Here is a 25,094-nt window from a genome sequence, read left to right on the forward strand (position 1 = left end):
CACAAGCTTTTTTAAGCTAAAAAAAGACGCACTTTTTCGGGTGCGTCTTTAAATTTTTTATGCGTTTTTCTTTTTATTTTGCAAGAGAATGTAGTTTATTACAACAACCGCCATAAATGTAAAGAACGCAATCGGTCCCGCAATCCCTATTTTGCTGTGCAAAACGTAAAGGCTTGCAATCGAAGTGCAAAGGAGCGTCATTCCCAAAAGGGCGTTCCACGCAACTCTTGAAAGACCGCGCGGAGCGGCGTCTTTTAATATGTTTTTGCTGTTTAATATAGCGAGGAACGAGCCGCTTGCAACGGGCAGAAGCACCATTGTTATCACGCCTGCGTAGATAACAAGCCACATTTTTGCTCCCGCCAAAAAGAGCGATACGCACGCGCTGAAAAATACGAGGGACGACCCGATTATCTCCCATTTGCGGTTGCCGAATTTTCCGAAAATTTCAGCGAAGCAAAGACCGCATATAAGCATGTTCATAAGCGTAGCGTTCATCGCCATTCCGAAAACGCCAAGCCCGAAGATGTATTTTGCGACTTTGTCTCCGACGAGCGGGGCAAGCGTAGAGGCAAGATTCATTGCGTCTCTTTTTACGAGCATTGAAACCACTTGCTTTTCAACCTTGTTTTGGTTTTGCATTAACGCAAGTTTTGCGGAAATAGGAAGGAATCCGAGAGCGTTGTTTCCTTGGCTTATCATACTTTTTTCAAGCAGGTTGAGATAGGGGGCTACGAGGTTTTCCGGCGGAAGAGCCTTGTCTTTTTGAAGCGTTAAATAAATTACCTTTGCGCCGTTTGGCACAAGCTCTTTTATGTAGTTTTGGTACTTGCCCGAATTATCGACGTATGCCATCGGGACAGATTTTACGATTTCGCCTTGCACTTGGTTTGTTGACCAAGCCGCATCAACCAAGCCGTCCACGGGCTTTGCGTGGAATTGCGAAGCCGCCGCAATCACGATGCAGGAGGTCGCGAGCAAAAACGGAATGAAGAGGCTTGAACAGAGGTTGAAAATCGCAAGCCCGCGGAAGTCTTTGTCCCAGCCCTTTTTTAACATTGAATAGGGGAAGAGGAATGTCATGTTGATTCCGACCGCCATCGCGGAGGCTGAAATTATGACATCGCGCTGTTCTTTTACGATGGAGCTTGACCAAAATTCCCTTGCACCGTCGCCGAGTTGGTTCAAATAAACCATAAAGTCGGGAGATGGCGCGCTTAACACTGACAGATTGGGGATAAAGCCCCTGAATACTTTTGCCCAGTCGATTTCGCCCTGAGTCGCAAGAAATATGACGACGCTGAAAAAGCATATTACAATCGTTGCGACGCTCAAAGTGATGATGCGCTCAAAGATTTTTGCCGCCTTGCCGCCCGCGGAGTAGAGCAAAATAAGCCCCATTGCCGCCAAGAAGAAGCAGAAAGTTATCACGCATTCGCTAACTTTTCCCATTGGCACGATGCCGCTGAAAATATTTTGCTGGATGGACGCGACTCCCAGCGCAAATTGCGGCATTGCGTTCACAAGACACGCCACCATTGAGGCGACCGCCCAACCGTAGCCCAAAATCGGGCTTATGTTCGAGTTCAGTTCGCGCATCGGCTTTTCGGTTATGGATAGCGATATGTATGCTATTGCCGACAATGTAATTATGCCCAAAACCATTGCAAAAGGCTGGAGCCACATAAAGCAGCATCCGCCCAAAACGCCGAGATACAGGGCGGATGCGAGAGATCCTCCGCCAAGCGTTGTCGCGCTTTGCAAAAAACCGGGGGCAGAATATTTCAGGTAAGTTTTAATTGTTGCAAGCTTGCCTTGCGCTTTCGCGTTCAGGATTTTTTTTCTGTCCGCTTCAAGCTGGAGATTTGTAGTTTTGGATTGTTCGCTCATGATGGATTTTTAGTGTTGAAATTTTGGTCTGCTTTTAACTGCGCGTTAAGGCATAGCCGAGCCGCCGCGAATGCGTGCGATTGCGCCATCGCGTTTTCTGTCCTGTTTAATATGTCGAGGGCGAAGTTTGCAAAGAAAGGGAAGCCCAGCCCGCGGCAGTCTATGCGGCGCACTCCGAGGCTGTCGGCGCAGTACAAAGTCTGGGGCGGATTGCCTTCTTTTGAATAGTCTATGTATTTGCGTATTTCGATGTATCCTTTTGTGCCCAAAATGAAAGTTCTGCCGTCTCCCCATACGGGAAGCCCGTCGGGCGTAAACCAGTCAACCCTGCAATAGCATGACGCCCCGTTTTTCGTTTTGACGAGAGCCTCCCCGAAATCCTGCAATTCGGGGTATTCGGGATTTGCCATGTTTTCCGCCCTCGCGCTCAAAATTTCGGCTTCGTCGCAGCCCGTAAATTCCAAAAACTGCTCAAACTGGTGCGAGCCTATGTCGCACAAGATTCCGCCGTACAGGTCTTTTTTGAAAAACCATTCGGGGCGGGCGTTTTTTGAAAGCCTGTGGGGCGCCAAAATCAGGACTTGCAAAACCTTGCCTATTGCGCCCGATTTTACCAGTTCGTTCGCCTTTTCCGCCGCTTCGTTATGCACTCTTTCGGCGAAGTAGGGCATATATTTTTTCCCTGTTTCTTTTGCGAGACTTTCGGCTTCTTCGAGCTGCGCCAAGGTCGTAAAAGGGGGCTTGTCCACAAAGAAGTCTTTGCCCGCGCTTAAAACTTTTTTCCCCATGTCGAAGCGTTTTGCGGGTATTCCCGCATTGGCAACCAGCTTAATTTCGGGGTCTGATAATATTTCTTCAAGTGAGCTTGCGGCTTTTATAAACGAGAAGCGTTTTTGAAATTCCGCGATTTTGTTTTTATCGAAATCCCAGACGTATTTGCATTCCGCGCCCGTTGAAAGCATGCCTTGGGTCATCGCGTATATATGTCCGTGGTCAAGCCCTGCCGCCGCAAATTTCAATTCGCCGTCTTTTACGACTTTTCGGCTTCCGCCGTCGGGAACATAATCGTATCCTGTCGCGTGTTTTTGCATTTTAGCGGAATGATTTTTTGAAGTCCAAGATGAAATCTTTGCGCACCTCTTTACGAAGTTCGCTCGACGCCTGTTTTTCTGCGAGAATTTTTGCATACAATTCATCGTCGAACGGAACGGGAATTTCCGAATTTTTAAACGACGAAAGAAGCATTGCGTTTGCAAGAGTAAGAGACAGCACGCCCTGCGAGGCGTCGTAATCGCACTTTGACTTGCCAAGGCACGCCGAAACAAAGTTGTTCATGACTTCCGCGTGCTGCCCGCCTTTGCCTTCAAACTCTTCCACTGTTTCAACCGTTTCGGGAGTGCCGAAAGCGTACTTTGTGTCAAGCGTAAACTCGCGTAGCGAACCGCCAACAAACTTGTGGATTTTAAGCTTGCCGTCTTCGGAGACAACGTAGGCTTTGTCGCCCGAAATTTCAAATCTGTTTGATCCGGGGTGCTCTCCGCTTGAAGTTATGAAAGTAGCCGTCATGTTTTCGGGGTATTCCATATAGCAGGTCACTTCGTCTTCCACTTCAATATTGTGGTATTTGCCGAACTTGCACCACGCTCTGAGCGACTGCGGCAAGCCGAAAATCCACGCAAAAGCGTCGATGTTGTGGATTGCCTGATTTATGAGCACTCCGCCCGCTTCGCCTTTCCAAAGCCCGCGCCATGCGCTCATGTCAAAGTAAATCTGGGGTCTGAACCAGTTTGTCATGTTCCACGACACCCTGTTTACCTTGCCGATTTCTCCCGAAGAAACCATCTCTTTTATGCGCTTGTAAATCGGAGTTGTGCGTTGGTTTAACATGACGGCGCAAATTTTTCCGCAGTCTTTCGCGAGGGCTTCCAACTTCTTTGCATCGGCAGTGCAAAGCGATATCGGCTTTTCGACAAGGACATTTTTGCCTGCAAGCAGGCATTTTTTCGCAAGCTCAAAGTGAGTGAAAGAGGGGGTTGCGATAACGATTGCGTCCGCGCCCCCTTCTTTTATCATCTGGTCGATGTCTGAGTAAAACGGGATATCGGCGATTTTAGGATTGTCCACTTTGCGCATGTCGCACACGCATGAAAGTTCGGCATCTTTTACCGCGCCCGAAGTCAGATTGTCGATGTGAAGCGAGCCTATCGGCCCCAAGCCTATTAAACCAATTTTCAGCATGTTTTCCTCCTGTAAGTTGTATTAGAATTTGAAATAGTTTGCGGCGTTGTTGTATGATATGTCGGAAACCATTTGACCGACAAGCTCCAAATCGTTCGGCAAAATGCCCTTTTCCATTTCGTCTCCCAAGAGATTGCACAAAATTCTGCGGTAATATTCGTGGCGCGAGTAGGAAAGGAATGAGCGCGAGTCTGTGAGCATTCCCACAAACCTGCTTAAAAGTCCGAGGGAAGAAAGGGCTTCCGTCTGTTTTTTCATACCGTCAATCTGGTCCAAGAACCACCATCCCGCGCCGTATTGGATTTTTCCCGGGCAGAGACTGTCTTGGAAATTTCCCGCCATCGTAGCGAGCATTTCAGTGTCTTTCGGGTGCAGATTGTAAAGAATTGTTTTGCCGAGCGCGTCCATCGAATTCAGATTGTCCAAGTGCTTTGAAAGCGGAAGCGCGAAATTTGCTTCTCCGATTGAGTCAAAACCCGTGTCAACCCCGATGGATTTTAGCATTTTTGCGTTATTGTTGCGCATTGGCCCTATGTGGAGCTGGCGAGTCCAGCCGCAGTCGTAGTCCATAATCGCGCACTGCGTTAAAACCGCGCTTTTAAACTGCGCAAGCTCTTTTTCGGAAACGGGCTTTCCCGACATGGCGGTTTTTAAAATTGCGTCCAATTCGCTTTCGGAAGCCTCTTCGTGCCAGAGGGTGGGAACGCCGTTGTCGGACATTCGGCAACCCATTGAGTGGAAATAGTCGTGGCGGTTTTTGAGAGCCGCAATCAGGTCTTCAAATTTTTCGATTTCAATGTTTGCGCTTTCGCCAAGCTCTTTCATGTATGAGGCAAAAGCTTGCGGAGCTTCTACCGAATGCGCCTTGTCGGGGCGGAAAGTCGGCAGGACTTTTACGCCGATGTTTTCTTTTGCTATTTGCTTATGGTATTTCAAGTCGCTTGCGGGGTCGTCGGTGGTGCATACGGTTTTTACGTCGTAGGCGACTTTCATGCACTTTCTCGCGCCAAGCCCGTTTTGCAGGACTTCGTTTGCGCGGCTCCAAATTTCGTCGGATGTTTTCGGGCTTAGCAGAACGTCGTCTATGCCGAAAAAGCGCGCGAGTTCAAGATGGGTCCAGTGGTAGATGGGATTTCTCAAAAGTTTTGGCATTGTTTCCGCGAATTTTTCAAACTTTTCGCGGTCTGAGGCGTCGCCTGTTATGAATTTTTCGTCAATGCCGTTTGAGCGCATTGCGCGCCACTTGTAGTGGTCGCCGCCCAAAAAAACTTGGGCGATGTTTTCCCAGTGCTTGTCTTCGGCAATCTCCTGTGGAGGGAGATGGCAGTGGAAGTCTATGATGGGCATCGGTTTTGCGTATTTGAAATACAGCTCTTTCGATGTTTCGTTTAGCAAAAGAAAATTGTCGTTTATAAAATGTACCATAAGCACTTTTCATAATCTCATTCGATTGAACACTTAGTCAATCTTTTTTATTTAAAAACTCGACAAAACGCGCCCGCTTTTGCAGAATGAGGAAAATTTATATATTTAGTCTGTATGAAAGTCACGCAAAAAGACATAGCGAAAAAATTGGGAGTTTCAACCTCTTTGGTTTCGAGGGTTCTGTCGGGCAGGGCGGAAGAAATCGGCATAAGAAGCGAAATCATCAAAGAAGTTGAAAGCCTTGCAAAAAAGATGAACTATGTTCCGAGCCTTGCTGCGCTTTCCTTGAAAGGCAAAAAGAGCGCGACAATCGGGGTGGTGGTTTACGACTTTTACGACCCATTTTTTACGAAGGTGATAGGCGAGCTTCAAAAAGTCGCAAACGATGAAAATTTCTCAATACTTTTGGTGGGGCTTACAAACCGCTCCGTTTCCGAGCAGAGTTTGCGCCCGCTTTACAAGCACAATGTTGACGGCATCATAATCGTCGGTTCATACGGCAACATGTCGTGGCTTTCAGATTTCAAGGAAATCCCAATTGCAAGAATCGGGCACGGGGAGGACGGCGAGTTGAAGCTTTCGGCGTCGGTTGACGAAAATTTGGCGATGAACTCAATCAGAAGCCATCTTTTGGAGCAAAAAGTTTCAAAAGTTGTTTTTGCCCGCCGAAACACATCCATCCATTCCCGAAGGGAAACGGCATTTTTAAATTCTTTCACCGGTGAAAGGTTCGCGCAGGCGTATTCGCTAAACAGCCTTTGCGAAAACGATATGGATTCGGGCGTCGATTTGGCTGAAATAATCTTGAAAAAGGGCGATTTGCCCGACGCCGTTGTCTGCGCTTCCGACGTCATTGCAATGAGCATAATAAAACGCTTTGCACAGGCGGGTATTCGCGTTCCGCATGATATTCTGATAACCGGTTTTGACGATATTTCAACTTCCGCATGCTTTATGCCGTCCATCACGTCCTACCGACAGTCTGTTGACATAGCGGTGCGCAAGGCGTTCTACGCAGTCGCGAAAGGACAGGGCAACGGGCATTTCGATTGCGAGGGCGAACTGGTTATCCGCACATCTTCTGTAAGAAGCTGATTTCTGAGCTTTCGATTTTTTAAAAAATGCTTGTGTTTTTTGTCTTTTTTGAAAATCTTTAAACTCATTAACAAAAAAATTACCAATATGATTAAAGTTAAGTCCTCAAACGATTGCAAATACGATATTTTGTCTCTTGGCGAAGTGATGCTGCGCCTCGACCCGGGCGATACGCGCACGCGCATTGCCCGCAGTTTCACCGCGTGGGAAGGCGGCGGAGAATACAACGTTGCAAGGGGCTTGCGCCGCTGTTTCGGGCTTAGGGCTGCTCTTGCGAGCGCGTTTGTCGAAAACGAAATCGGCTATTTGCTTGAAGACTTCATCTTGCAGGGCGGCGTTGACATGAAATACGTCAAGTGGTTTGAAAGCGACGGCGTAGGCAAAAACGTGCGCAATCCATTGAACTTCACCGAGCGCGGCTTCGGCGTGCGCGGTGCGGTGGGCTGTTCCGACCGCGGCAATTCCGCATGCTCTAAATTAAAGGCGGGCGACTTCGATTGGGAAAAAATCTTCGGCGAAGACGGCGTAAGATGGCTCCATACGGGCGGGATTTTTGCGGCTCTTTCCGAAACAGCCCCCGAAGTCGTTATTGAAGCCATGAAAGCCGCGCGCAAACACGGCACCGTGATTTCATACGACTTGAATTACCGCCCGTCGCTTTGGAAGAGCGTCGGCGGGCACGCAAAGGCTCAGGAAGTCAACAAGGAAATCGCAAAATACGTCGATGTCATGATTGGCAACGAAGAGGACTTCACCGCATGCTTGGGCTTTGAAGTTGAAGGCTTGGGCGCGGACGTATCGAACGTTCAGGTTGAGTCCTTCAAAAAAATGATAGGGCAGGTCGTGAAAGCCTATCCGAATTTCAAGGCTATCGGCACAACCTTGCGCGAAGTAAAGAGCGCGACCGTAAACGATTGGAGCGCAATCTGCTGGCATGGCGGCGAATTTTTTGAATCTAAAAAACGCCCCGGACTTGAAATCTTCGACAGGGTAGGCGGCGGCGACAGCTTCGCTTCGGGCTTCATTTACGGGCTTATGGAGCTTGGCGACCCGCAAATGGCGGTCGATTTCGGCGCGGCGCACGGAGCCTTGGCAATGACTACCCCCGGCGACACATCGTCAGCCCGCCTCGCGGAAGTCAAGAAACTCGCAAGCGGCGGTTCGGCGCGCGTGCAAAGATAATTTGAAAGGCAGTTATGGCAAATATTCGCAAAATTATTGAAGAAAAGAAAATCATCGCGGTTTTGACAATCGACAACGCAAAAGACGCAGTGCCTGTCGCAAATGCGCTGAAAGCGGGCGGCGTTACGGCAATCGAACTTACCCTGCGCACCCCTGCTGCATTGGAGGCAATCCGCAGAATACGCGGGGAAGTCGAAGGCGTGACCGTCGCGGCGGGAACGGTTTTGAAGCCCGAACAGGTAAAGCAAGTGGTTGAAGCAGGCGCAGACTTCGCTGTGTCGCCGGGCATCAATCCGCGCGTAGTTAAGGCGGCGCAAGATGCGGGACTGTTCTTCGGACCCGGCATTATGACGCCTTCGGAAATCGAAATGGCATTGGAGTTGGATTGCACTCTCCTTAAATTCTTCCCCGCAGGGACAACGGGCGGCTTGAAACACCTAAACGCAATGGCGGCTCCCTATAAACACTTGGGCGTAAAATTCATACCGCTTGGCGGCATTACCTGCGCAAACGTAAAGGAAATCCTTTCCGACAAACTGATAGCAGGCGTGGGCGGCTCTTGGCTTGCAAAGCCCGACGTCATCAACAGCGGCAACTTCGCCGAAATCGAACGTCTCGCCCGCGAAGTAACAGAAGTCATCAAAGGTTGAATTCTGCCTTTTAAAACTTTTAATGCGCACCTAAACAGTGCGCATTTTTTTTGTGCGATTTGTTTTCTTTTACTTGATAAATTAGCATCAAACTTTGACTTTATCCAAAGAGTAAAACATTATGCAGTCATAAAATATTTTATAACTCCAATTTATCTTTTAGATAATTTATGATTTTTAAATCTTCTTCTTTTGTGCGAGATTTAAAAAAATGATTATCTTGGTTGGTGTGTATGTCTTGTGCGACCTCCAAAAGCGTTTTTCCAAACATATCTTTTACGAACAAATTTGGGGAATAATTTTCAACTACATATTTCAGAGTGTCGAAATTTCCAAAACTGACAATATTGTGTAATAAAGTATTGTCTTCATCTGGAAGATTTACATCTGCTCCATATTTTTCAACCATTAACTTAATAGCATCGAGATTATTATATGCATGTGGCAATAATGATTCTTCAAAACGATCTCCTTTATGGACATCAATCCCGTTAGAAAGCAAGTAATCTAAAATATGCGTATGTCCAAAATAAATTGCTGCCATCGCAGGATTATACGAACAATCCCAATCGTTAACATCAAATGCGGTCCAAGTTTGTGGATATATTTTACAAGCTCTAAATTCCCACTCTTGCATGCTTCGATAAAGAAATGCCATTCAGGATAAAGAGATGGTTCTACGCCACAATCTTCTATTAGAAACTTTACTATCATCAAAGAGCCTGCTTTTGATGCATCCATTAAAACATTTCTATCGTTTAAATAGTCTCCATAGAAAGCGTTAAAATCTGCACCTAATGCAATGACATGTTTTACACCTTCAAAATTTGCAGATTGTGCATATTCAAATAGTTTTTTAGTATAATACTCTTCGTCTTTTATTTGCATTTTGCGCCAAATGATTTTGTTACAAGTTTATTTGTTTGATAAACATATTGTTGTTTTTTTTATTTTTTGCAATCGCGATGTTTTTTGTTTTACAGGGCGGGGGGAGGCTTGTAGGGTTTGTTTCTTATGAGCGAGGTATTGCGCAGGCTGGTTGAAATGTCGCCGATGTCGGTTGGCGAATACGTGGATTTTTGTCTTTTCGATTCCGTTTTCGGGTATTACAGGAAGGACAGGTGTCGTGTTGGCAGACGCGGCGATTTTTACACGGCGTCGTCTTTAAATCCGAAGCTATTTTCCGATCTTTTAAAAGAAGCGTTTTTTAATGTCGCAAAATCGAATTTTCCCGATTTTGAAATTGGCGATTTCAAATTTTGCGAAATAGGCGCGGAGCCTGAGCTTAATTTGTTTGAAAATTCAAAGGTGCTAAGGATTGGCGAGCCTCTTGATTTGTGCGGCAATTTGTTTGTTTTTTCAAACGAGCTTTTGGATGCCCGACCGTTTGACAAGTTTTGTTTTACAGGCGGTGAAGTTTTAAAGCAGTATTGCAGGTTTCAAGAAAGCGGCAAGGTTGAGATTTTTTACGAAAAAGCATCGGATTTTGAGGCGGAGTATTTGCGCGGGTATTTTGGGGATTTGGACGGCGGATTTACATTGGACTTTTCTTTTGACGCGCTGGATTTGCTTAAAAAAATATGCCGCCAAAGTTGGAGGGGCGTCTTGATTTTTGCCGACTACTTCCGCACTGTTGAAGAGCTTTTAAGTTTTGAGTGTGGCACTGCGCGGAGTTATTTCAAGCACGCCGCAACTTCCGACATATTTTCAAACTCTTGCGAATGCGACATAACGTTCAGCCCTGCCGTGGAGCCGTTTTTGGATATTTTAAAAGCCGAGGGATTTAGCTTTGCGGAGTGCGCTGCGCAGGGGAGTTTTTTCATGAAAAATTCTCAAAATGAAATCAGGCGCGTGGTTGAAACTGCGGGCGTGTTTTCACCTGAAAAGCGCGCCCTTGCGGAGTTTTTGACACCTCCGCACATGGGCGAGTCTTTCAAGGTTTTATGCGGCGCGAGGTTTTAAGAAACTTTTACCAACTTCGCGTTGCGGGCTGACAGGATTTTAAGCCCGATTTTTTCAAGGGGAATGCCCGAAGATTTTGAGAGGGCGAGTGCGTAGCGTTTCAGTTGCGCGGAGTGTCTTGAAATCAATTCGCTTTCGCTTGCGTCGTCGGTTTTAAAATCTATTATTTCGGCTCTCGTTCGGTTTTCAAAGAAGTTCACCCTGTCAATTCTTCCGCATTCCGTATCGTTTCCGTTTAAAATGCAGTAGGGGAGTTCCGCGCAAAAATCTTCGCACTCGAAAATCTTTTTGATTTCCGCATTTTCAAGGGATTTTTTGACTAATTCAAGCGCGTCTTTAAAATTTTCGGGGCAATCCAGATACTGATTTTTTGCGGCAAGGGCGGCCTCTTCAAGGCTCTTTTTGCCGTTTAGATTTTCAAAAATCGAGTGCGCGGCAAGCCCTGTCAAGTTTGCGGAGTTTCGGTTTAGAAAGTCGAATTCAAATTCGATTTGCCCGTATTTGGTTTCGTATTCTTCTTTCGGGGTTTCCGATTTTTCGATTTCTGAAAGATTTTCCTTTTGGGGGAAATCTTCAATCCAGGCTTCGTCGCTCAAATCGGTTTTCAAGCCGCGCAAGTCTTTCCCTTTTTCGTAAATGCCGAAATATTTTGCCAGAAAATGTTCAAAATTTCCGTTCCCTTCGCTTTTGGTTTCAGTTTTGTTTTTGTTTAAAATTATATGGATTGCTCGTTTTGCCCTCGTCAGAGCGACGTAGAATTTGCAGAGCTTTTCAAAATTTTCGCGCTCTTTGAATTCGTCGGAAGCCTCTTTTAAGTTCTCGTCAAATTCGCATATGTTTTTCGACGGCATATATACGACGTCGCCGTTGTTTCGGCTTTTTACGTTTGAAGAGCGGTTGCCTTGGGTATTGCCGAGTTCGGGAAGGATTACGATGTCGAAGTCAAGCCCCTTTGACTTGTGTATGCTCATGACCTGTATTGTATCGGACGCCGCGCCTTCGCGTATTTTGTATTTTTGAATGTAGTCGATAAAGTCGTCTGCGTCGCGGTTTTGCTCTTCGTCGAAATTCTTGCAAGCTTCCATGAATTGGCTTATTCTGTTTTTTGTGAAGCCGTCGAAATCCTTTAAGTTTTCCGAGAGGATTTTTGCAATAGGCTCAAACGCTTTTTCAAAACCCAAAGACGATATTTTTTTAGTTAGCTCTTCGTCCCAGTTTTCGTTTTGCAAAACTGCGCTTAGGGGAGACATTAAAACATAGTTTTTTGCAAAGCTGTCTTGCGGGTGAACGGAGAGCTTCAAGAGCGCGAGCATTGCGGGAATTGCAAGGTTGTCTTGGGCTATGTATATGTCAAGCTCGCTTGCGACCCTTATGTTCGATTTTTCCCCGTCTTTTTCTGCGGCGACTTTTGCGCGGATTGCCTCTATTATTTGCAGGGCTTTCTTGTTTGTCTGCACCAGCACCGCGCATGTCAGATTTCTCGCGGAGGGATTTTTTTCCTTTATGTAGTTGTAAACGGCGTTTCCGAGCGCGTCTTCCTCTTCGCTTTTTTCAAGAACTTCGACGGAAACTTCGCCTTTTTGCTTCCGGTTTTTTTCCGCGCAGTCGTGGTCTTCCCAAATCTTCGACCAGGCATTCTCGGCATTTTCGCCGAAATATGTTTTCATCATTGGGCGGTTAGAGAAGACTTTGTTTACGAAATCTATCACGGCGGGGCACGAGCGGTAGGAAGTTTTCATTTGTTCATTGTCTTCCATGTGGCTTTTGTAATGCTCGTAAATTTCTCCGAAAAGCTTCATGTCGCCGCCGCGCCAGCCGTAAATAGACTGCTTTATGTCTCCTACGAAGTAGAAGGATTTTTCGGGGTCTTGTATGGCTTCGTCTATTATGTCTTTAAAGACTTCCCACTGCAGGCGCGAGGTGTCTTGAAACTCGTCGAAAAGCCAGTGTTTTGTGCTTGAATCGAACCTGTATTCCGCGAATTTGCGCTCTACGGGGTTTGGGCTTTTGGCGATTGAAATTGTCATGTCGTTAAAGCTTAGAAGCCCCTGCTTGCGCACGGTTTTGTCGTAGATTTTTTCGTATGCGGAAACTATTTTGTAAATTGCGGACGCCGCCTTTTGCGAGGCGTCGGTTTGCGAATATAAAAGGCGTTTTATGTTTTGGTCGATAAGCGGATATTCGTCTTCGTCGATGTTTCCCGTCCCCCTTGCCGAACTTGTTTTACGGAAGTATTCCGCCATTTCGGACGTAAGTTTTCCGAGGTTATAAACGCGGTCGAAATCGGAATTTTTAAAAAATGTCAGGATGGAATTCTTTTTCTTTGCGCCTTTTTCTGAAAAGATTTTTTCAAGAAGCTCGGTGCATTCCCTGTATTTGTCCGAATTCCACTCGATAAGCGGAGTTTTCGGAATTATGGACATCCAGCGATTTTTGTCGGGTTGCAAAAGATATAAAAAATGGGCTTCGTCTATAAAGTTGCCAACGGTTGAGACAATCATTTTTTTGTCTTTTCCAAAGCTCGCCTCTTTGATTGCCTGCGCAAATTCCGCAATGGTGGAGCTGTCGCCTGCAAACTGCCTCAAAGTCTCAAAAAGAGCTTTTTCTTTCGCCTTGCCCTCTGAAAACTCGTCGAGTATTTCCACACTTTCGTTTATTCCGAGTTCGGAAGTGAAGAGCTTTAAAAATTTGGACGTGAACGAGTCGATTGTCGAGAAGTTCAGGTTTTGCAGCGATTTTGCGAACTTTTCCAAAATGATGGCAAAGTTCTCTTTTTTCAGCTCTCCGATTTCGGCGATTTTATTGATGTCTTTTGAGAGGCTGTTTGCGTACGCGTCGTTTTGGGCGGCTTCGGCAAGCTTTTGCATTGTTTTGCCGAAAAATTCCCCCGCGGCTTTTCGCGTGAATGTGAGGGCGCAAATTTCCTTTGGCTTTGCGCCGCCCGCGACAAGCGCGATTATGCGGTTTGTGAGGTTGTATGTCTTTCCGGACCCCGCGCTTGCGAGCGTTCGTTCGTTGTTGAAAATTATCTTATTCATTGGTACTTTGTTTTATTTGCGATAGGTCCAGAAATTTTCCGAGGTTTTTTGACGCGAAGCCGAAATATTCGGGATAGTCTGATTCAAGCGGGCTTTTTTCGCTTGGCTCGAATTTATAGTCCAAAATGTTTTGGGCGATTTCTTCCGCTTTTTTCTTTGCGCTTTCTTCCGCTTCGGGGGAATTTTTGTAATGTTCGATGCGCGTTTCTTCAGCGGATTTTGTAATCAAAAAGTACGCGGCTTCCACATTTTCCGAACCGAAGAATTTTTTTGCGGAGGCGATGTAAACCGGAAGCTGCAAGTCTTTCCAGACAAACTCTCCGCCCTTTGACAAATAGTGGTTTTTTGTGGCAGTGTCTTTGGGTGCGGTGTCTATTGTCTTGTAGTCAATCAAAAGATATTTGTTTTCGCTTTCGTTGAAGTCGATGCGGTCGATTTTCGCCTTGATTTGGAAGTTCAAAACGGAAAGCTCCTTTATTTCTTTTTCGGCGCATATCGTGCGCCATCCGTTTTTCCTGTGGAGGGCCTCTGTTTTTGCCGCGGCGGAGAACTTCGACAAAATGAAGTATTTTTGAAGCTCTATCGGCGTCGGGCGGTTTTTGCCAAATCTTGATTTAAAAATCGCGTCGATGTTTCTTTTTAAGATTGCGAATATGGCTTCTTCCGAGACGCTTTCGGCGTCTTCTTTTGCGAGAAGCTCCAATGCCCTGTGCGTGATTGTGCCGACGTCCATTGCGTCAAGCTCCGATTTCTTTTCGTCAACCGAATTTAACTTCAAGACGCGCTTTAAGTAAAAATCAAAAGGGCACGAGATGTAGTATTTGAAATCCGTAGCGTTCAAGCAAGCGGGCAGGGGCGCAGGCGGAACTTTCATCTTCCACGAATATGAAAACGCCCGCGAATGCTTGTCGCTTTCGGCGTCTTGGAAGAGGTGCTTTGCCCGCGCGGCAAGGTCCGATTTCGGCGTTTGCAAAAGAAGCCGCGATGGGCGCAGCGGCTCGCCGTCAAAGTCTGTTTGCGGAGCGTATATTTTTACGGCGGATTTTTCTCTCGAAGATAAAATTGTATGCAGGAAATAGGAGTCTCGCGCATGCCTTGCGTTTGCGGCGCGGATTCCCAAAAATTCGCGCAGGGAGTTTGGCATAAATGCGTCAGATGAAATGTTTTCTGGAACTTGCCCGTCGTTAAAGTCGGCTATCAAGAGGTTTGGCTCTGTTGTCCAAAATATTTCAAGCCAGTTTTTCATTTGAATTTCATCAAGCGCGCGGATTTTTCCGAAAGTTTTTTTGTCGGCGGCGTTTAAAAGAATTTCTATTGTTTCCGCCAAACTGGTTTTTCCGAAAACTTCTTCCGCCGCCTTTATTTGGCAAAGAATGCCGAATATGCTTTCGGCTTCCTCTTTTATGTTCGGGTCGAAAGTCTTGGTTTTAGAGAAGAGGTTTTGAAGAATTTGCGCAATTTTTTCCGAATTTAATTCGGCATTCGGCTCCAAAACGGAGTTTATCGCGTTAAAGAGCGAAAGGGCATTGTTGTCGCCTTTTTCTTTCGCAAAATCCATTGCCGTTTTGAGGTCTAAGGAAAAATTTTCAAATTTGTATTTGTCGATGATTTCAAAAATCTTTTTAGCGCATAAATTGGTTTTATGTTTTAGGAAAGACAGCATCGCGTCCTTTTGGACAATCGTTTTCAGGGAATCGAAACCGCAATCGGTGAAGTAGAGCCTGAGCGTTTTCAGAAAATCGAAAATTTCCCCGTTTGAAAGCTTTTCGCCTTCGGGGGAAAAAGACTTTATGTTTTTAGAGGCGAGGGCGCGGGCTATTGCTGATGAGCTTGAGCCCTCTTCGCAGGCGATGGCGCATGTTTGGGGTGCTTTGCTTCCGAATTTTGCGGCGTCTTCCGCCACGTTTTGCGCCTGAATCAGGCGCGTTTGGGGCACGGAAACATCGCCGTTTGAAATGTCGAAAATCTTGTCTTTCCAGTAATTGGTTTCTGGGATTCCGAAGGCGTCGAAATGCTTTGAAAGAGCTTCGTTTGCAATGATTAGCGAAAATATTTCAGCTCCTTTTTCTTCAAATTTTTTTAAGGAGGCAAATAAAATTTTCGGGGCGTCGGCAATTCCGACAAGAAAAATCTTTTTTGGGTTTCCCATCGGGTTTTCCAATGCTTCCAAGAGGGCGTCTGCGGGGTCTTTTTTTGAAATTTTTGAAAGCGACAAGGCGTAGATGCCGTCAAATTTTTCGATTTCTTTCCATCTGTCGGATTCTATGTTCGCGCTTTCCGAAATTTTTTTCGCCGCGTCTTTTATTGAAAGCCCCGCATGAGCGCACTGCGTCTTTATTTCCAGAAATTTCTTGAAGAAGTTTTTGGGGGAAGATGGTATGCCGCTTGGAAAAAGCGCGGGCAAATCGCCGTCCGAAAATTGTGAAATTGTGAAATTCAGCGCAAAACGCCTTTCTGTTTCGCTTGCGGACGGTATGTGCCGCGAAAGCCTGCAAAAAAACGCTTCGAGAGTAAGAATTTCAAGCCCAGCGATTCCGCCGCCGAATTTCTGCATGGATAAATTTGCAAGCTCGCGCGACAGGGCGTTCGCGCAGCTTTTGGTGGGAGCCAAAACCATCGCGCCCGAAAATATGAAATTACTGCGCGACGGATTCAGTATTTCAAAAATCTCTTTTGCGGCAGTTTTTGTGCTGTTTAAATTCGGTTCAATGAAAATTCTAATAGGCATATGTTTTTATATACTTCGGATTTCAAAAAATATCACGCCAATTTTAAAAAAAAATGAAAGGGCGTTTGTTTTTGCCATTTTCTTGTTGCCATCGAGTCGGGTTTTAAATTTGTTTGTCGGTAAATGGATATAAAGGTTTTATTTTCGGATTGGGACGGGTACGAGCTTTTGGACAGCGGCGACAGGCTTAAGCTTGAGCGTTTTGGAGAAGTCGTTGTGATTAGAAGCGAGCCGAAAGCTTGGTGGCGCAAGTCCAGCCCTGAAATCTGGAAAAATGCCGACGCCCGCTACTTGGACGACGACAAAAAGAACTCGAAATGGCAGTTTTTTAAGAAAGTAAAGCCTCCCGTAATGGATTTTAACGGCGTAAAATTCGCAACAAAATTTATGGACGGCTCCAAGCACTTGGGGGTGTTCCCCGAACAGTCTCCGCATTGGGACTTTATCGCAAAATCTGCATCTCAAAGGAAAAATCCAAGGCTTTTGAACTTGTTTGGCTATACGGGAGCCGCCACTTTGGTCGCGGCGAAAAGCGGGTGGCTTGCGACCCACGTTGACGCCTCAAAGCCATCTGTCGAATGGGCGCGCAAAAACCAGGAGATAAGCGGGCTTTCCGAAAAGCCCGTAAGGTGGATTATAGACGACGCCCTGAAATTCGCCCAAAGAGAGGCAAGAAGGGGGGCAAAGTACGACGCGATTGTACTCGACCCTCCCGCTTTCGGAAGAGGCCCGAAAAACGAGCTTTGGAAGCTTGAAAAAATGCTTCCGCAACTTCTTGAAGCCTGCCAAAAAATCCTTTCCGAAAATCCCATGTTCGTTATGATGACGCTATATTCCATTGAGGCTTCATCTGTCATGGCGCAAAATATGCTTAAAAGCTATTTCCCGAAACTGGGCGTCAGTTGCGGCGAACTTGCTCTTGAGGGTTCGGGAATGCCCTTGCCCTTGTCGATTTGGGCGATAGCTTCCGCAATGTAGCGTTTTTGATTTACAGTTGGATTTTTTTGCTCAATCGAGTGAGCTTTATTCGTTTTTTTGGCTTAATATCCAAAAAAAGCAGAAATATTTTCAAAAAAGTTTGCATATTTTAACGAATATGCGACAATTTTAATGCTTTTTATTTTAGTCAAAAAACTATGAATAACAACACACAATCAAAAAAATACGATTTTTCGGCTTACGAACCAAAGCGCGAAAATCTTGTGGCGGCTCTGCAAGACGTTCAGGACAAGGACGGCTACATTTCGGAGGACGCCGTCAGGGAACTCTCAGAATATTTTGGAATAACCAGAAGCGACATCTATTCCGTTGTAAGTTTCTACGCTCAATTTAAATTTAAAAAGCCCGGCAAGCACACAATAAAGGTTTGCAAGGGGACTGCCTGCCACGTTCGCGGCTCTGGGTCTCTTTTGGCGGCGCTTGAGGAGCGTTTGGGCATAAAGGAAGGCGAAACCACTGCAGACGGGCTGGTAAGCTTGGAGCGCGTGGCATGCCTTGGCGCGTGCGCTCTCGCTCCTGCCATAGTTGTTGACGAAAAGGTTTACGGCAGGGTTACTCTTGCCCAGTTGCAAAAAATTTTGGAAGGGTTGAAATAGCATGTCCAAACTCGAAGAATTGAGGGCTTCCGCCGAGAAGGAATGGGCGGAATTTACGTCTAACGAAAAGCCCCGCGTAATGGTTGGTGCCGCGACTTGCGGGCTGGCGTCCGGCGCGGGAGCCGTAATAGAAGAATTTAAAAAACAACTTGATAAAGCCGGATTGGGCGGAAAGGTCGATTTGGTTGAAACAGGTTGCATAGGTCTTTGCTATGCAGAGCCTTTGGTTGAAATAAGAAGCGCGAATACCCCATCTGTTTTGTATTCAAAGGTAAGCCCGAAAGACGTTGAAAAGCTGGTAAACTCCCACTTGATTGGCGGCGAACCTGTCAAGGAAAAAGCTGTGGGCGTCATGGACGACAAGCCGTTTAAGGGCATTGCGCCGTTTAAGGAACACCCGATGGTTGCCCTTCAAAAGAGGATTGTTTTGCGCAACTGCGGAGTGATAGACCCGACGAGCTTTTCACACTACTTGGCAAGGGGCGGATACAAGGGTTTGGAACGCGCGCTTTCAATGACGCAGGACGAAGTCATTGATGAAATGAAGCTTAGCGGGCTTCGCGGCAGGGGCGGTGCGGGCTTTCCTACGGGCGTCAAGTGGAGCTTTGCGAAGGCTTCGCAAAACGACGTAAAGTATGTTATATGCAACGCCGACGAAGGCGACCCCGGCGCGTTTATGGATAGAGCCGTTCTTGAAGGCGACCCCCATTCCGTCATAGAAGGCTTGATGATTGCAGGATACGCAATCGGCGCCAAATACGGCTACATTTACGCTCGCGCCGAATATCCTCTTGCAATAAAACGCTTGAAAAACGCAATTTCACAGGCTGAAGAAGCCGGAATTTTGAAAAACAAAGACGGCTTTTATTTTGAGATAAAAATAAAAAAAGGCGCGGGCGCATTCGTATGCGGAGAAGAAACTTCGCTCATGGCGTCGATTGAGGGCGTCAGGGCAATGCCGCGCCCCAAGCCGCCGTTCCCCGCAAACAGCGGTCTTTTCAAGAAGCCCACAAACATCAACAACGTGGAATCTCTCGCGGCGGCTTCGAGCATTATGCGCGAGGGCGGAGCGGAATACGCGAAGCTTGGCACTGAAAAGAGCAAGGGTACAAAAACTTTTTCATTGGCAGGCAAGATTGAGCGCACGGGGCTTATCGAAGTTGAAATCGGCACTCCCTTGCGCGACATCATAGAAAAAATCGGCGGCGGTTGCACTGATGGCAAGAAATTCAAGGCTGTTCAAGCCGGCGGCCCTTCGGGCGGCTGTTTGACTGCGGAGCATCTCGACGTTCCCGTTGACTACGAAACTTTGTCGGCATTGGGCGCGATTATCGGTTCGGGCGGCATGGTCGTGATGAATGAAGATTCCTGCATGGTGGAAGTTGCAAAATTCTTCTTAGGCTTTACGGGCAACGAATCCTGCGGCAAGTGCATTCCTTGCAGAATGGGCACTCAGCACGCCTTGAAAATATTGGAAAGAATAACTTCGGGCGAAGGCGAAGTTGAGGACATTGAACGCCTCAAAAAGATTTGCATGACGATGAAGCAGTCGTCGCTATGCGGATTGGGGCAGACCGCGCCAAACCCGATTCTTTCAACTTTGCGCTATTTTGAAGATGAATACATGGCGCATATCAAGGATAAGAAATGCCCCGCGCACGTTTGTCCGAAATTGGTACACTTTAAAATCGACCCCGAAAAATGCGTGGGTTGCACAATGTGCGCAAGGTCATGCCCAACGGGTGCTGCGCATGGCGAGTTAAAGCAAAAACATTCAATCGACCCCGAAAAGTGCATATCATGTTCCGCATGCTATCAGGCTTGCAAATTCGGCGCGGTTGTGCGCGATTAAAAAAACATACAATAATATTATGGAAAAGATACATTTAACGATAGACGGAGTTCAAATAGAAGCCAATAAGGGCGATACGGTCTTGCAGGCCGCCCGCAATGCGGGGATTTTTATCCCGTCATTGTGTGCCCACAAAGAATTAAGCCCTTACGGCGCATGCCGCTTGTGCGTTGTTGAAATCGACAATGTACGCGGAACTCCCACCTCTTGCACGACTCCCGCCGCTGACGGAATGGTTGTCCGCACGAACACCGAACAGCTCAATACACAACGCCGCCGCACATTGGAACTTGTGATGAGCGGGCACACCTCGGCATGTTTTAGTTGCGATTCGCGCGAAGAGTGCGAGGCTGTTAAGCCGACTCCCGCAAAGGCGGGCGTTTCAACGCGTTGCGGAACTTGCTCAAATCGTCCTGATTGCACCTTGCGCCAAGTGTCGCTTGGCAATTTTACACGCGATATGGGGCTTCCCTCGATTTACGACCCTGCAAAGGTCGAGCGCAACGATCCGTTTATCGACCGCGACCACAATTTGTGCATCTTGTGCGGCATTTGTGTGCGCACTTGCGAAAAAGTACATGGCGGCAAGGGCGCGATTGCCATTGCAAACCGCGGTGCAAAGGCGAAAATTTCCTCCGCATTCGGCAAAGAATGGAATATGGAAGAATGCTTGTTCTGCGGAGCCTGCATAGACGAATGTCCGACGGGTTGCCTTACCGACAGATGGTCGCGCTGGTTCGGGCATGAAGACGGCGTGCAAGAAAGCGTTTGCCGCATGTGCCCTGAAAATTGCAAAATCAATTTGCGTCTTAAAAACGGCAGGTTAATAGGTGTTGAAAAAACTTCTTTAAACCCCGAAGACCAGCTTTGCGCTCTCGGCAGATTCGGCTATGTCCAAATTTTGAACGCGCAGGGCAGGCTTTCCCGCCACTATGTGAGAATTGACGGGGAAATGATACCTTCTTCCTTTGAGGAAGCCGTGGAAAAGACCGCTGAAATTTTCGGTCGCAACATGGGTAAAATCCTGATTGCCATTCCCGAAATATCCGCGGACGAAGCGAAGAAATCGGCATTGGCTCTCTCAAAGAAATTCGGAGCGGACTTGGAATTTGTAAAGTTTGATGCGACGGAGCTTTCCGAAAAATCAAGAAAGAACATTGAGGGCAAAAAATATTCGGCAATGTTTGTCGCGGGCGACTATGTCGGCGAAGAGCTTGCAAGAAACGTTGAAAGTTTCGTAAACTTTGACTTTTTGCGAAACAAAGCCCAAAATTCCGCGGAAGTCGTTTTTGCGGGCGCATTTGAGGACGAAAAAAATATCGTTAAGAAGCTCGAAGGGCAGGAAGCGTTGACATCCGTTTTGAAGGCCTTGTCTTGCAAGTTCAATCTCGCAGAAGGCGAAGAATTGCCGAGGGTTTCGGAATTTACTTCGCCCAAAACTTCAAAAAGCGCGGTTGCAAAGGCTTACATGGGGCATTTGGTCGCCGATTTGGTTCCTGATTTCGCCGCATTCGGCTTGCCTGTTTCAAAGAAAACAGGCGAAGAAAAGGCGGCAGGCGGATATGAAATTTTGGAAAGCAAGGTTCTTGCGCCGAATTTCCACTCCATAAAAATCAAGGCTCCCGATATGGCAAAGTACGCCAAGGCAGGGCAGTTCGCGATTTTGATGGCGAACGAAAAGAGCGAACGCTCTCCGTTTACAATCATAGACTGGAGCGCGGAAGAGGGCTGGGTTCAGTTCGTCTTTGAAGAAGTCGGGCGTTCGAGCGCGGAGCTTGGCAGTCTTTCAAAGGGAGACTTCCTTGCTTCGGCAAGCGGACCTCTCGGTACTCCGTTTGATTTCTCGAATTTCAAGGAAGGTCAGAAGGTCTTGTTAATGGGCGGATGCTACGGCATAGCGGCGATTTATCCCGTCGCTCGCGAGCTCAAAAAAATGGGCGTAAAAACCGCCATTGCGATAGAGGCTTCGACTTCGTTTATGCTTTTCTTTGAAGACAAGCTGAAAACTGTCGCGGACGAGTTCATCGTTCTTACAAGGGACGGTACAAAGGGCATAAAGGGCGGATGCAGCAACGTTTACGAAAAGCGCGGCGGAGAATTTGACGCGGCGATAGCTGTCGGTTGCGTCTTTATGATGAAGCAGTGCTCCAAGTTCGCCTCAAAAACGCCTCTTTCACTCTGCTCTCTCAACCCGATTATGGTTGACGGAACGGGCATGTGCGGTGCGTGCCGCGTAAGCCTTGATGGCGAAACCAAGTTCGCGTGCGTTGACGGCCCGTTCTTCGATTTGGGCAAGGTTGACTTTAACGAGCTTGCAAAGCGCAGAACTGCTTATTCTCTGCTTGAAATCGACGCAATGCCGCGCCATTTGCATTCGGGCGGGGGGTGCCACAAATAATTTAGAATAGGTTTTTTTAGTATGTCAGAAAATACTGTAAAAAAGTTGAAAGCTTCGGGTTTGCCGCGCCACGCGATGCCCGAGCAAAATCCTAAAAAACGCGCCGCAAATTTCGAGGAAGTGCCTTACGGCTTTTCTTTGGAAATGGCGATGGACGAGGCGACAAGATGCTTGCGCTGTCCAAAACCAAGATGCGTTGCGGCATGTCCCGTCAATATACGCATACCCGATTTTATTGATTCGATAGCAAACGGCAACATTCAGGAAGCCGCAATAAAGCTTAAAAAGCAGAGTGCGCTTTCGGCTGTATGCGGAAGAGTTTGCCCGCAGGAATTGCAGTGCGAAGGCTCGTGCGTTCTGGGCATAAAGGGAAAGCCTGTTGCCATCGGCTCTTTGGAGCGTTTTGCGGCGGACTATGTGCGCCAAAACAATCTCGAAAAAATCCCCGAAAAAGCCGCGCCCACGGGCAAGAGGGTTGCAATCATCGGTTGCGGCCCCGCAGGCATAACCGCCGCGCTTGACACTGCGCTTGCGGGTCATGAGGTCGAAATATTCGAGGGCTTGCATTTCCCCGGGGGCGTGCTTATGTACGGCATTCCGCAATTCCGCCTGCCCAAGGAAATCGTGCTCCACGAAGTGAATACCTTGAAAAGCCTTGGCGTAAAGATACACTTAAACCATCTCATTGGAAAGATGCAGACGGTTGACGAGCTTTTGGCGAGCGGTTTTGACGCGGTATTCATTGGTTCGGGCGCGGGCTTGCCGAACTTTATGGGTATTCCAGGCGAAAACAGCGTCGGGGTATTTTCCGCAAACGAATTTTTGACGCGCTTTAATCTCATGAAAGCCTACGCGTTCCCGACATACGGAACGACCCCGATTAAGGCAAAGCACATCGTCACAATCGGTGGTGGCAATGTCGCAATGGACTCCGCGAGAACCGCGCTTAGAGCAGGGGCGAAATCGACCCTCGTATATCGCAGAGCGCGCGAGCAGATGCCTGCGCGCGCCGAAGAAGTCCACCATGCCGAGCAGGAAGGCGTCAACTTCCAGCTTTTGACTGCGCCCAAGCGCGTGGTGGCGGACGAAAACGGCAGGGTTATAGGTCTTGAATGCTCTAAGATGGAGCTTGGCGAACCCGATGCTTCGGGGCGCAGGGGCGTCGTGGAAATTCCGAACAGCGAATTTGTGATTGATTGCGATGCGATAGTTGTTTCTATCGGCAACCGCCCGAATCCGCTAATCCCGATGACTTGCAAAAACTTGAAGACGACCAAAAAGGGAACTTTGGAAATAAACCCAAATACTTTGGAAACTTCAATGAAGGGCGTATTTGCGGGCGGCGACGTCGTAAGCGGCGCGGCGACTGTAATCAGCGCGATGGGGCAGGCGAAAAAGGCGGCTCTAAGCATCAATAAATATTTGCGCGGAGAGCCTCTGGAACCCGCGCAGGAATAAATGAAAAAAATCCTGATTTCAAACGACGACGGAATTTTATCCCCTTTCTTGAGCCGCTTCATTGAGGCGTTTGAGGAGGTTTCGGACGAAATTTTGGTCGTCGTTCCCGCATCTGAGCAAAGCTGGATTGGCAGGGCTTACAGCAGGCATAAAACTTTGACGCTTGCCGAAAGAAAGTCCGATTTCAAAAAAACAAAGATATACACGGTTGACGGAACTCCGAGCGACTGCGTGAACATTGCTTTGGGGTGTTTGTGCAAAGATGATTTGCCTGATGTGGTGGTTTCGGGAATTAACATCGGGCAGAATTTGGGGCTTCCGCTTTTGTGGAGTTCGGGGACTTTTTCAGCTGCGGCGGAGGCGGCGGGTGCAGGCGTGATGGCGGTTGCCGCGTCATTACAGCTTGCAAACGAATTTTATGAGTCATGCAGGATAAACCACGAAACTCCCCCGAAAAAGCTCGACGATATTTTGCGTTCGGCTTGCGCCCACTGCGCGAATTTTGTGCGCGAAAAGTTTGAATCCAAAGACGCCCGTTTGGGGAGCGTTTTCAACATAAACTATCCATCCGAATACTCCTCTTCAACCCCGTTTGTGGAATGCGAGCCTGCTTCTGTAAAAATTCTTCCTTTTTACAGGCAAGATGAAAACGGCATGTTTTCGTTTAAATACGCGATAGACGGGGGCAGGTCTGTCGGCGGAAAGAAAACCGACATAGAGTGTTTAAAAAGCGGCGTTGCGTGCTACTCGTCAATTTGCGTGAGACCTTAAATGAAAATCTTTGAACGCCTTTTGGATTTGATTTTTCCGAGACACTGTATTGTTTGCGGAAAGGAAAATCCAAGCGGAGAATTCAGATATTTGTGCGAAGATTGCGCAAACAAGCCGTTTATAACTCAGGTTGAAAGATGCAAGCGTTGCGCTGAAATTGTAAGCATGCCTTGCAGTATATGCGCAAAATGCGCTTCTGATGAGCTTTATTTTGAAAAGTCGCTTGTGGTGTGCGAGTATGCCGATGCGGGGCGCAGTCTGGTTTTGGAATTAAAGTACCACGGCGGAATTTATGTGGCGGAAGACATGGCGCGTTTATTAAACAGGGTGGCGAATTTCAGGGAATATTTTGATGGCGCAATTTTGGTTCCTGCGCCGCTTCATTCAAAGAGAATGCGAAAGCGCGCGTACAATCAAAGCGAAGTTTTTTGCAGGGCGATTGTAAATCTTTATCCCGAGCTTAATTTGAAAGTGGAAAACCTGCTTTTGCGCAAAAAGTTCACTCCGACCCAGACGGCTCTTTCCAAGAAGGACAGAATTGAAAACGTGCGCGGAGCATTTGCTGTTAACGGCGGCTTAAATATTTCAAAAAGCGCGAAAATCATAGTGGCGGACGATGTCATGACAAGCGGAGCCACTTTGAACGAATGCGCGAGAACCTTAAAGCGGGCGGGATTTGAAAACATTTCGGCTTTTGCGTTTGCAAGAAGGTCTTAAAATTGATTTGCCCTGTTTAAAAAAATGGATTTTCATAAAATCATGAAGTTTTTTAAAGAAACAGCTTTTATTCTTTTAACCTTTGTCTTTTTCGG

The 25,094-nt window shown here is 47.2% G+C and carries 19 protein-coding genes; 11 read left to right on the top strand and 8 right to left on the bottom strand.

Annotated features, from left to right (window positions below):
* Nucleotides 1-57: 57 nt before the first annotated feature.
* The 4 genes from MOX91_RS05455 to uxaC are packed head-to-tail and all read right to left on the bottom strand — an operon-like array spanning nt 58 to nt 5,553.
* Nucleotides 58-1,890 (bottom strand): hypothetical protein, encoded by a 1,833-nt coding sequence (locus tag MOX91_RS05455; protein ID WP_370397072.1) that lies wholly within the window; start codon nt 1,888-1,890, stop codon nt 58-60.
* Nucleotides 1,887-2,981, bottom strand: a complete 1,095-nt coding sequence (locus MOX91_RS05460; protein ID WP_370397073.1) for a Gfo/Idh/MocA family protein — start codon at nt 2,979-2,981, stop codon at nt 1,887-1,889. Before MOX91_RS05460 ends, MOX91_RS05455 begins: the two co-directional genes overlap by 4 nt.
* Nucleotide 2,982: 1 nt before the next feature.
* Nucleotides 2,983-4,128, bottom strand: a complete 1,146-nt coding sequence (locus MOX91_RS05465; RefSeq protein WP_370397074.1) for a Gfo/Idh/MocA family protein — start codon at nt 4,126-4,128, stop codon at nt 2,983-2,985.
* A 21-nt stretch (nt 4,129-4,149) separates the two neighbouring features.
* The gene (gene uxaC / locus MOX91_RS05470; protein ID WP_370397075.1) at nt 4,150-5,553 is read right to left on the bottom strand and encodes a glucuronate isomerase; all 1,404 of its coding nucleotides are present in this window, start codon (nt 5,551-5,553) and stop codon (nt 4,150-4,152) included.
* A gap of 114 nt (nt 5,554-5,667) precedes the next feature.
* On the opposite strand from uxaC, the gene MOX91_RS05475 reads away from it, so the two are divergent.
* The 3 genes from MOX91_RS05475 (at nt 5,668) to eda (ending at nt 8,480) form a co-directional block, all read left to right on the top strand.
* A complete protein-coding gene (locus tag MOX91_RS05475; RefSeq protein WP_370397076.1) occupies nt 5,668-6,648 on the top strand; it encodes a LacI family DNA-binding transcriptional regulator in 981 nt (326 codons plus the stop codon).
* Between the two features lie 87 nt (nt 6,649-6,735).
* The gene (locus MOX91_RS05480) at nt 6,736-7,830 is read left to right on the top strand and encodes a sugar kinase (protein WP_370397077.1); all 1,095 of its coding nucleotides are present in this window, start codon (nt 6,736-6,738) and stop codon (nt 7,828-7,830) included.
* Between the two features lie 14 nt (nt 7,831-7,844).
* Nucleotides 7,845-8,480 carry a bifunctional 4-hydroxy-2-oxoglutarate aldolase/2-dehydro-3-deoxy-phosphogluconate aldolase gene (eda, locus tag MOX91_RS05485; protein WP_370397078.1) on the top strand — a complete coding sequence of 212 codons (636 nt, stop codon included), beginning with the start codon at nt 7,845-7,847 and terminating at the stop codon, nt 8,478-8,480.
* Between the two features lie 139 nt (nt 8,481-8,619).
* On the opposite strand, the gene MOX91_RS05490 is transcribed toward eda, so the two are convergent.
* Nucleotides 8,620-9,024: an ankyrin repeat domain-containing protein gene (locus MOX91_RS05490; protein ID WP_370397079.1), complete on the bottom strand. Its 405-nt coding sequence runs from the start codon at nt 9,022-9,024 to the stop codon at nt 8,620-8,622.
* The gene (locus tag MOX91_RS05495) at nt 8,988-9,368 is read right to left on the bottom strand and encodes an ankyrin repeat domain-containing protein (protein ID WP_370397080.1); all 381 of its coding nucleotides are present in this window, start codon (nt 9,366-9,368) and stop codon (nt 8,988-8,990) included. Before MOX91_RS05495 ends, MOX91_RS05490 begins: the two co-directional genes overlap by 37 nt.
* A 126-nt stretch (nt 9,369-9,494) precedes the next feature.
* Between MOX91_RS05495 and MOX91_RS05500 the strand changes: the two genes are divergently transcribed.
* A complete protein-coding gene (locus tag MOX91_RS05500) occupies nt 9,495-10,442 on the top strand; it encodes an SAM-dependent methyltransferase (protein ID WP_370397081.1) in 948 nt (315 codons plus the stop codon).
* Here the strand turns inward: MOX91_RS05500 and MOX91_RS05505 are convergent.
* Both MOX91_RS05505 and MOX91_RS05510 read right to left on the bottom strand, forming a co-directional pair.
* Nucleotides 10,439-13,480, bottom strand: a complete 3,042-nt coding sequence (locus tag MOX91_RS05505) for a UvrD-helicase domain-containing protein (protein WP_370397082.1) — start codon at nt 13,478-13,480, stop codon at nt 10,439-10,441. The two genes, MOX91_RS05500 and MOX91_RS05505, sit on opposite strands and share 4 nt — an antisense overlap.
* Complete coding sequence (locus tag MOX91_RS05510) at nt 13,473-16,208, bottom strand: PD-(D/E)XK nuclease family protein (RefSeq protein ID WP_370397083.1); 2,736 nt, start codon at nt 16,206-16,208, stop codon at nt 13,473-13,475. Before MOX91_RS05510 ends, MOX91_RS05505 begins: the two co-directional genes overlap by 8 nt.
* A 123-nt stretch (nt 16,209-16,331) precedes the next feature.
* Between MOX91_RS05510 and MOX91_RS05515 the strand changes: the two genes are divergently transcribed.
* The 7 genes from MOX91_RS05515 (at nt 16,332) to MOX91_RS05545 (ending at nt 24,999) form a co-directional block, all read left to right on the top strand.
* On the top strand, nt 16,332-17,186 hold the full coding sequence (locus MOX91_RS05515) for a class I SAM-dependent rRNA methyltransferase (RefSeq protein ID WP_370397084.1): 855 nt from the start codon (nt 16,332-16,334) through the stop codon (nt 17,184-17,186).
* Between the two features lie 158 nt (nt 17,187-17,344).
* A complete protein-coding gene (gene nuoE, locus MOX91_RS05520; RefSeq protein WP_370397085.1) occupies nt 17,345-17,803 on the top strand; it encodes an NADH-quinone oxidoreductase subunit NuoE in 459 nt (152 codons plus the stop codon).
* Between the two features lies 1 nt (nt 17,804).
* Nucleotides 17,805-19,655: an NADH-ubiquinone oxidoreductase-F iron-sulfur binding region domain-containing protein gene (locus tag MOX91_RS05525; protein WP_370397086.1), complete on the top strand. Its 1,851-nt coding sequence runs from the start codon at nt 17,805-17,807 to the stop codon at nt 19,653-19,655.
* Nucleotides 19,656-19,674: 19 nt separating this feature from the next.
* Nucleotides 19,675-22,053 (top strand): sulfide/dihydroorotate dehydrogenase-like FAD/NAD-binding protein, encoded by a 2,379-nt coding sequence (locus tag MOX91_RS05530; protein ID WP_370397087.1) that lies wholly within the window; start codon nt 19,675-19,677, stop codon nt 22,051-22,053.
* Nucleotides 22,054-22,074: 21 nt separating this feature from the next.
* The gene (gltA, locus tag MOX91_RS05535) at nt 22,075-23,511 is read left to right on the top strand and encodes an NADPH-dependent glutamate synthase (protein WP_370397088.1); all 1,437 of its coding nucleotides are present in this window, start codon (nt 22,075-22,077) and stop codon (nt 23,509-23,511) included.
* Nucleotides 23,512-24,282, top strand: coding sequence for a 5'/3'-nucleotidase SurE (gene surE, locus MOX91_RS05540; RefSeq protein WP_370397089.1), 771 nt, complete (start codon nt 23,512-23,514; stop codon nt 24,280-24,282).
* Nucleotides 24,283-24,999, top strand: coding sequence for a ComF family protein (locus MOX91_RS05545; RefSeq protein WP_370397090.1), 717 nt, complete (start codon nt 24,283-24,285; stop codon nt 24,997-24,999).
* The last annotated feature ends 95 nt before the right edge of the window (nt 25,000-25,094 follow it).

Origin of the sequence: Intestinicryptomonas porci (genome assembly GCF_033971905.1) — a bacterium.
GTDB classification, from domain to species: domain Bacteria; phylum Verrucomicrobiota; class Verrucomicrobiia; order Opitutales; family Intestinicryptomonadaceae; genus Intestinicryptomonas; species Intestinicryptomonas porci.

Bases quoted from the DNA above. Each gene is read 5' to 3' on its own strand.
- MOX91_RS05465 (WP_370397074.1), bottom strand. From the start codon at position 4,128: ATGCTGAAAATTGGTTTAATAGGCTTGGGGCCGATAGGCTCGCTTCAC.
- nuoE (WP_370397085.1), top strand. From the start codon at position 17,345: ATGAATAACAACACACAATCAAAAAAATACGATTTTTCGGCTTACGAA.
- MOX91_RS05510 (WP_370397083.1), bottom strand. From the start codon at position 16,208: ATGCCTATTAGAATTTTCATTGAACCGAATTTAAACAGCACAAAAACT.
- surE (WP_370397089.1), top strand. From the start codon at position 23,512: ATGAAAAAAATCCTGATTTCAAACGACGACGGAATTTTATCCCCTTTC.
- MOX91_RS05545 (WP_370397090.1), top strand. From the start codon at position 24,283: ATGAAAATCTTTGAACGCCTTTTGGATTTGATTTTTCCGAGACACTGT.
- MOX91_RS05490 (WP_370397079.1), bottom strand. From the start codon at position 9,024: ATGGCAGCAATTTATTTTGGACATACGCATATTTTAGATTACTTGCTT.
- MOX91_RS05480 (WP_370397077.1), top strand. From the start codon at position 6,736: ATGATTAAAGTTAAGTCCTCAAACGATTGCAAATACGATATTTTGTCT.
- MOX91_RS05455 (WP_370397072.1), bottom strand. From the start codon at position 1,890: ATGAGCGAACAATCCAAAACTACAAATCTCCAGCTTGAAGCGGACAGA.
- uxaC (WP_370397075.1), bottom strand. From the start codon at position 5,553: ATGGTACATTTTATAAACGACAATTTTCTTTTGCTAAACGAAACATCG.
- MOX91_RS05495 (WP_370397080.1), bottom strand. From the start codon at position 9,368: ATGCAAATAAAAGACGAAGAGTATTATACTAAAAAACTATTTGAATAT.
- MOX91_RS05475 (WP_370397076.1), top strand. From the start codon at position 5,668: ATGAAAGTCACGCAAAAAGACATAGCGAAAAAATTGGGAGTTTCAACC.
- MOX91_RS05525 (WP_370397086.1), top strand. From the start codon at position 17,805: ATGTCCAAACTCGAAGAATTGAGGGCTTCCGCCGAGAAGGAATGGGCG.
- MOX91_RS05530 (WP_370397087.1), top strand. From the start codon at position 19,675: ATGGAAAAGATACATTTAACGATAGACGGAGTTCAAATAGAAGCCAAT.
- MOX91_RS05500 (WP_370397081.1), top strand. From the start codon at position 9,495: ATGAGCGAGGTATTGCGCAGGCTGGTTGAAATGTCGCCGATGTCGGTT.
- gltA (WP_370397088.1), top strand. From the start codon at position 22,075: ATGTCAGAAAATACTGTAAAAAAGTTGAAAGCTTCGGGTTTGCCGCGC.
- MOX91_RS05460 (WP_370397073.1), bottom strand. From the start codon at position 2,981: ATGCAAAAACACGCGACAGGATACGATTATGTTCCCGACGGCGGAAGC.
- eda (WP_370397078.1), top strand. From the start codon at position 7,845: ATGGCAAATATTCGCAAAATTATTGAAGAAAAGAAAATCATCGCGGTT.
- MOX91_RS05505 (WP_370397082.1), bottom strand. From the start codon at position 13,480: ATGAATAAGATAATTTTCAACAACGAACGAACGCTCGCAAGCGCGGGG.
- MOX91_RS05515 (WP_370397084.1), top strand. From the start codon at position 16,332: ATGGATATAAAGGTTTTATTTTCGGATTGGGACGGGTACGAGCTTTTG.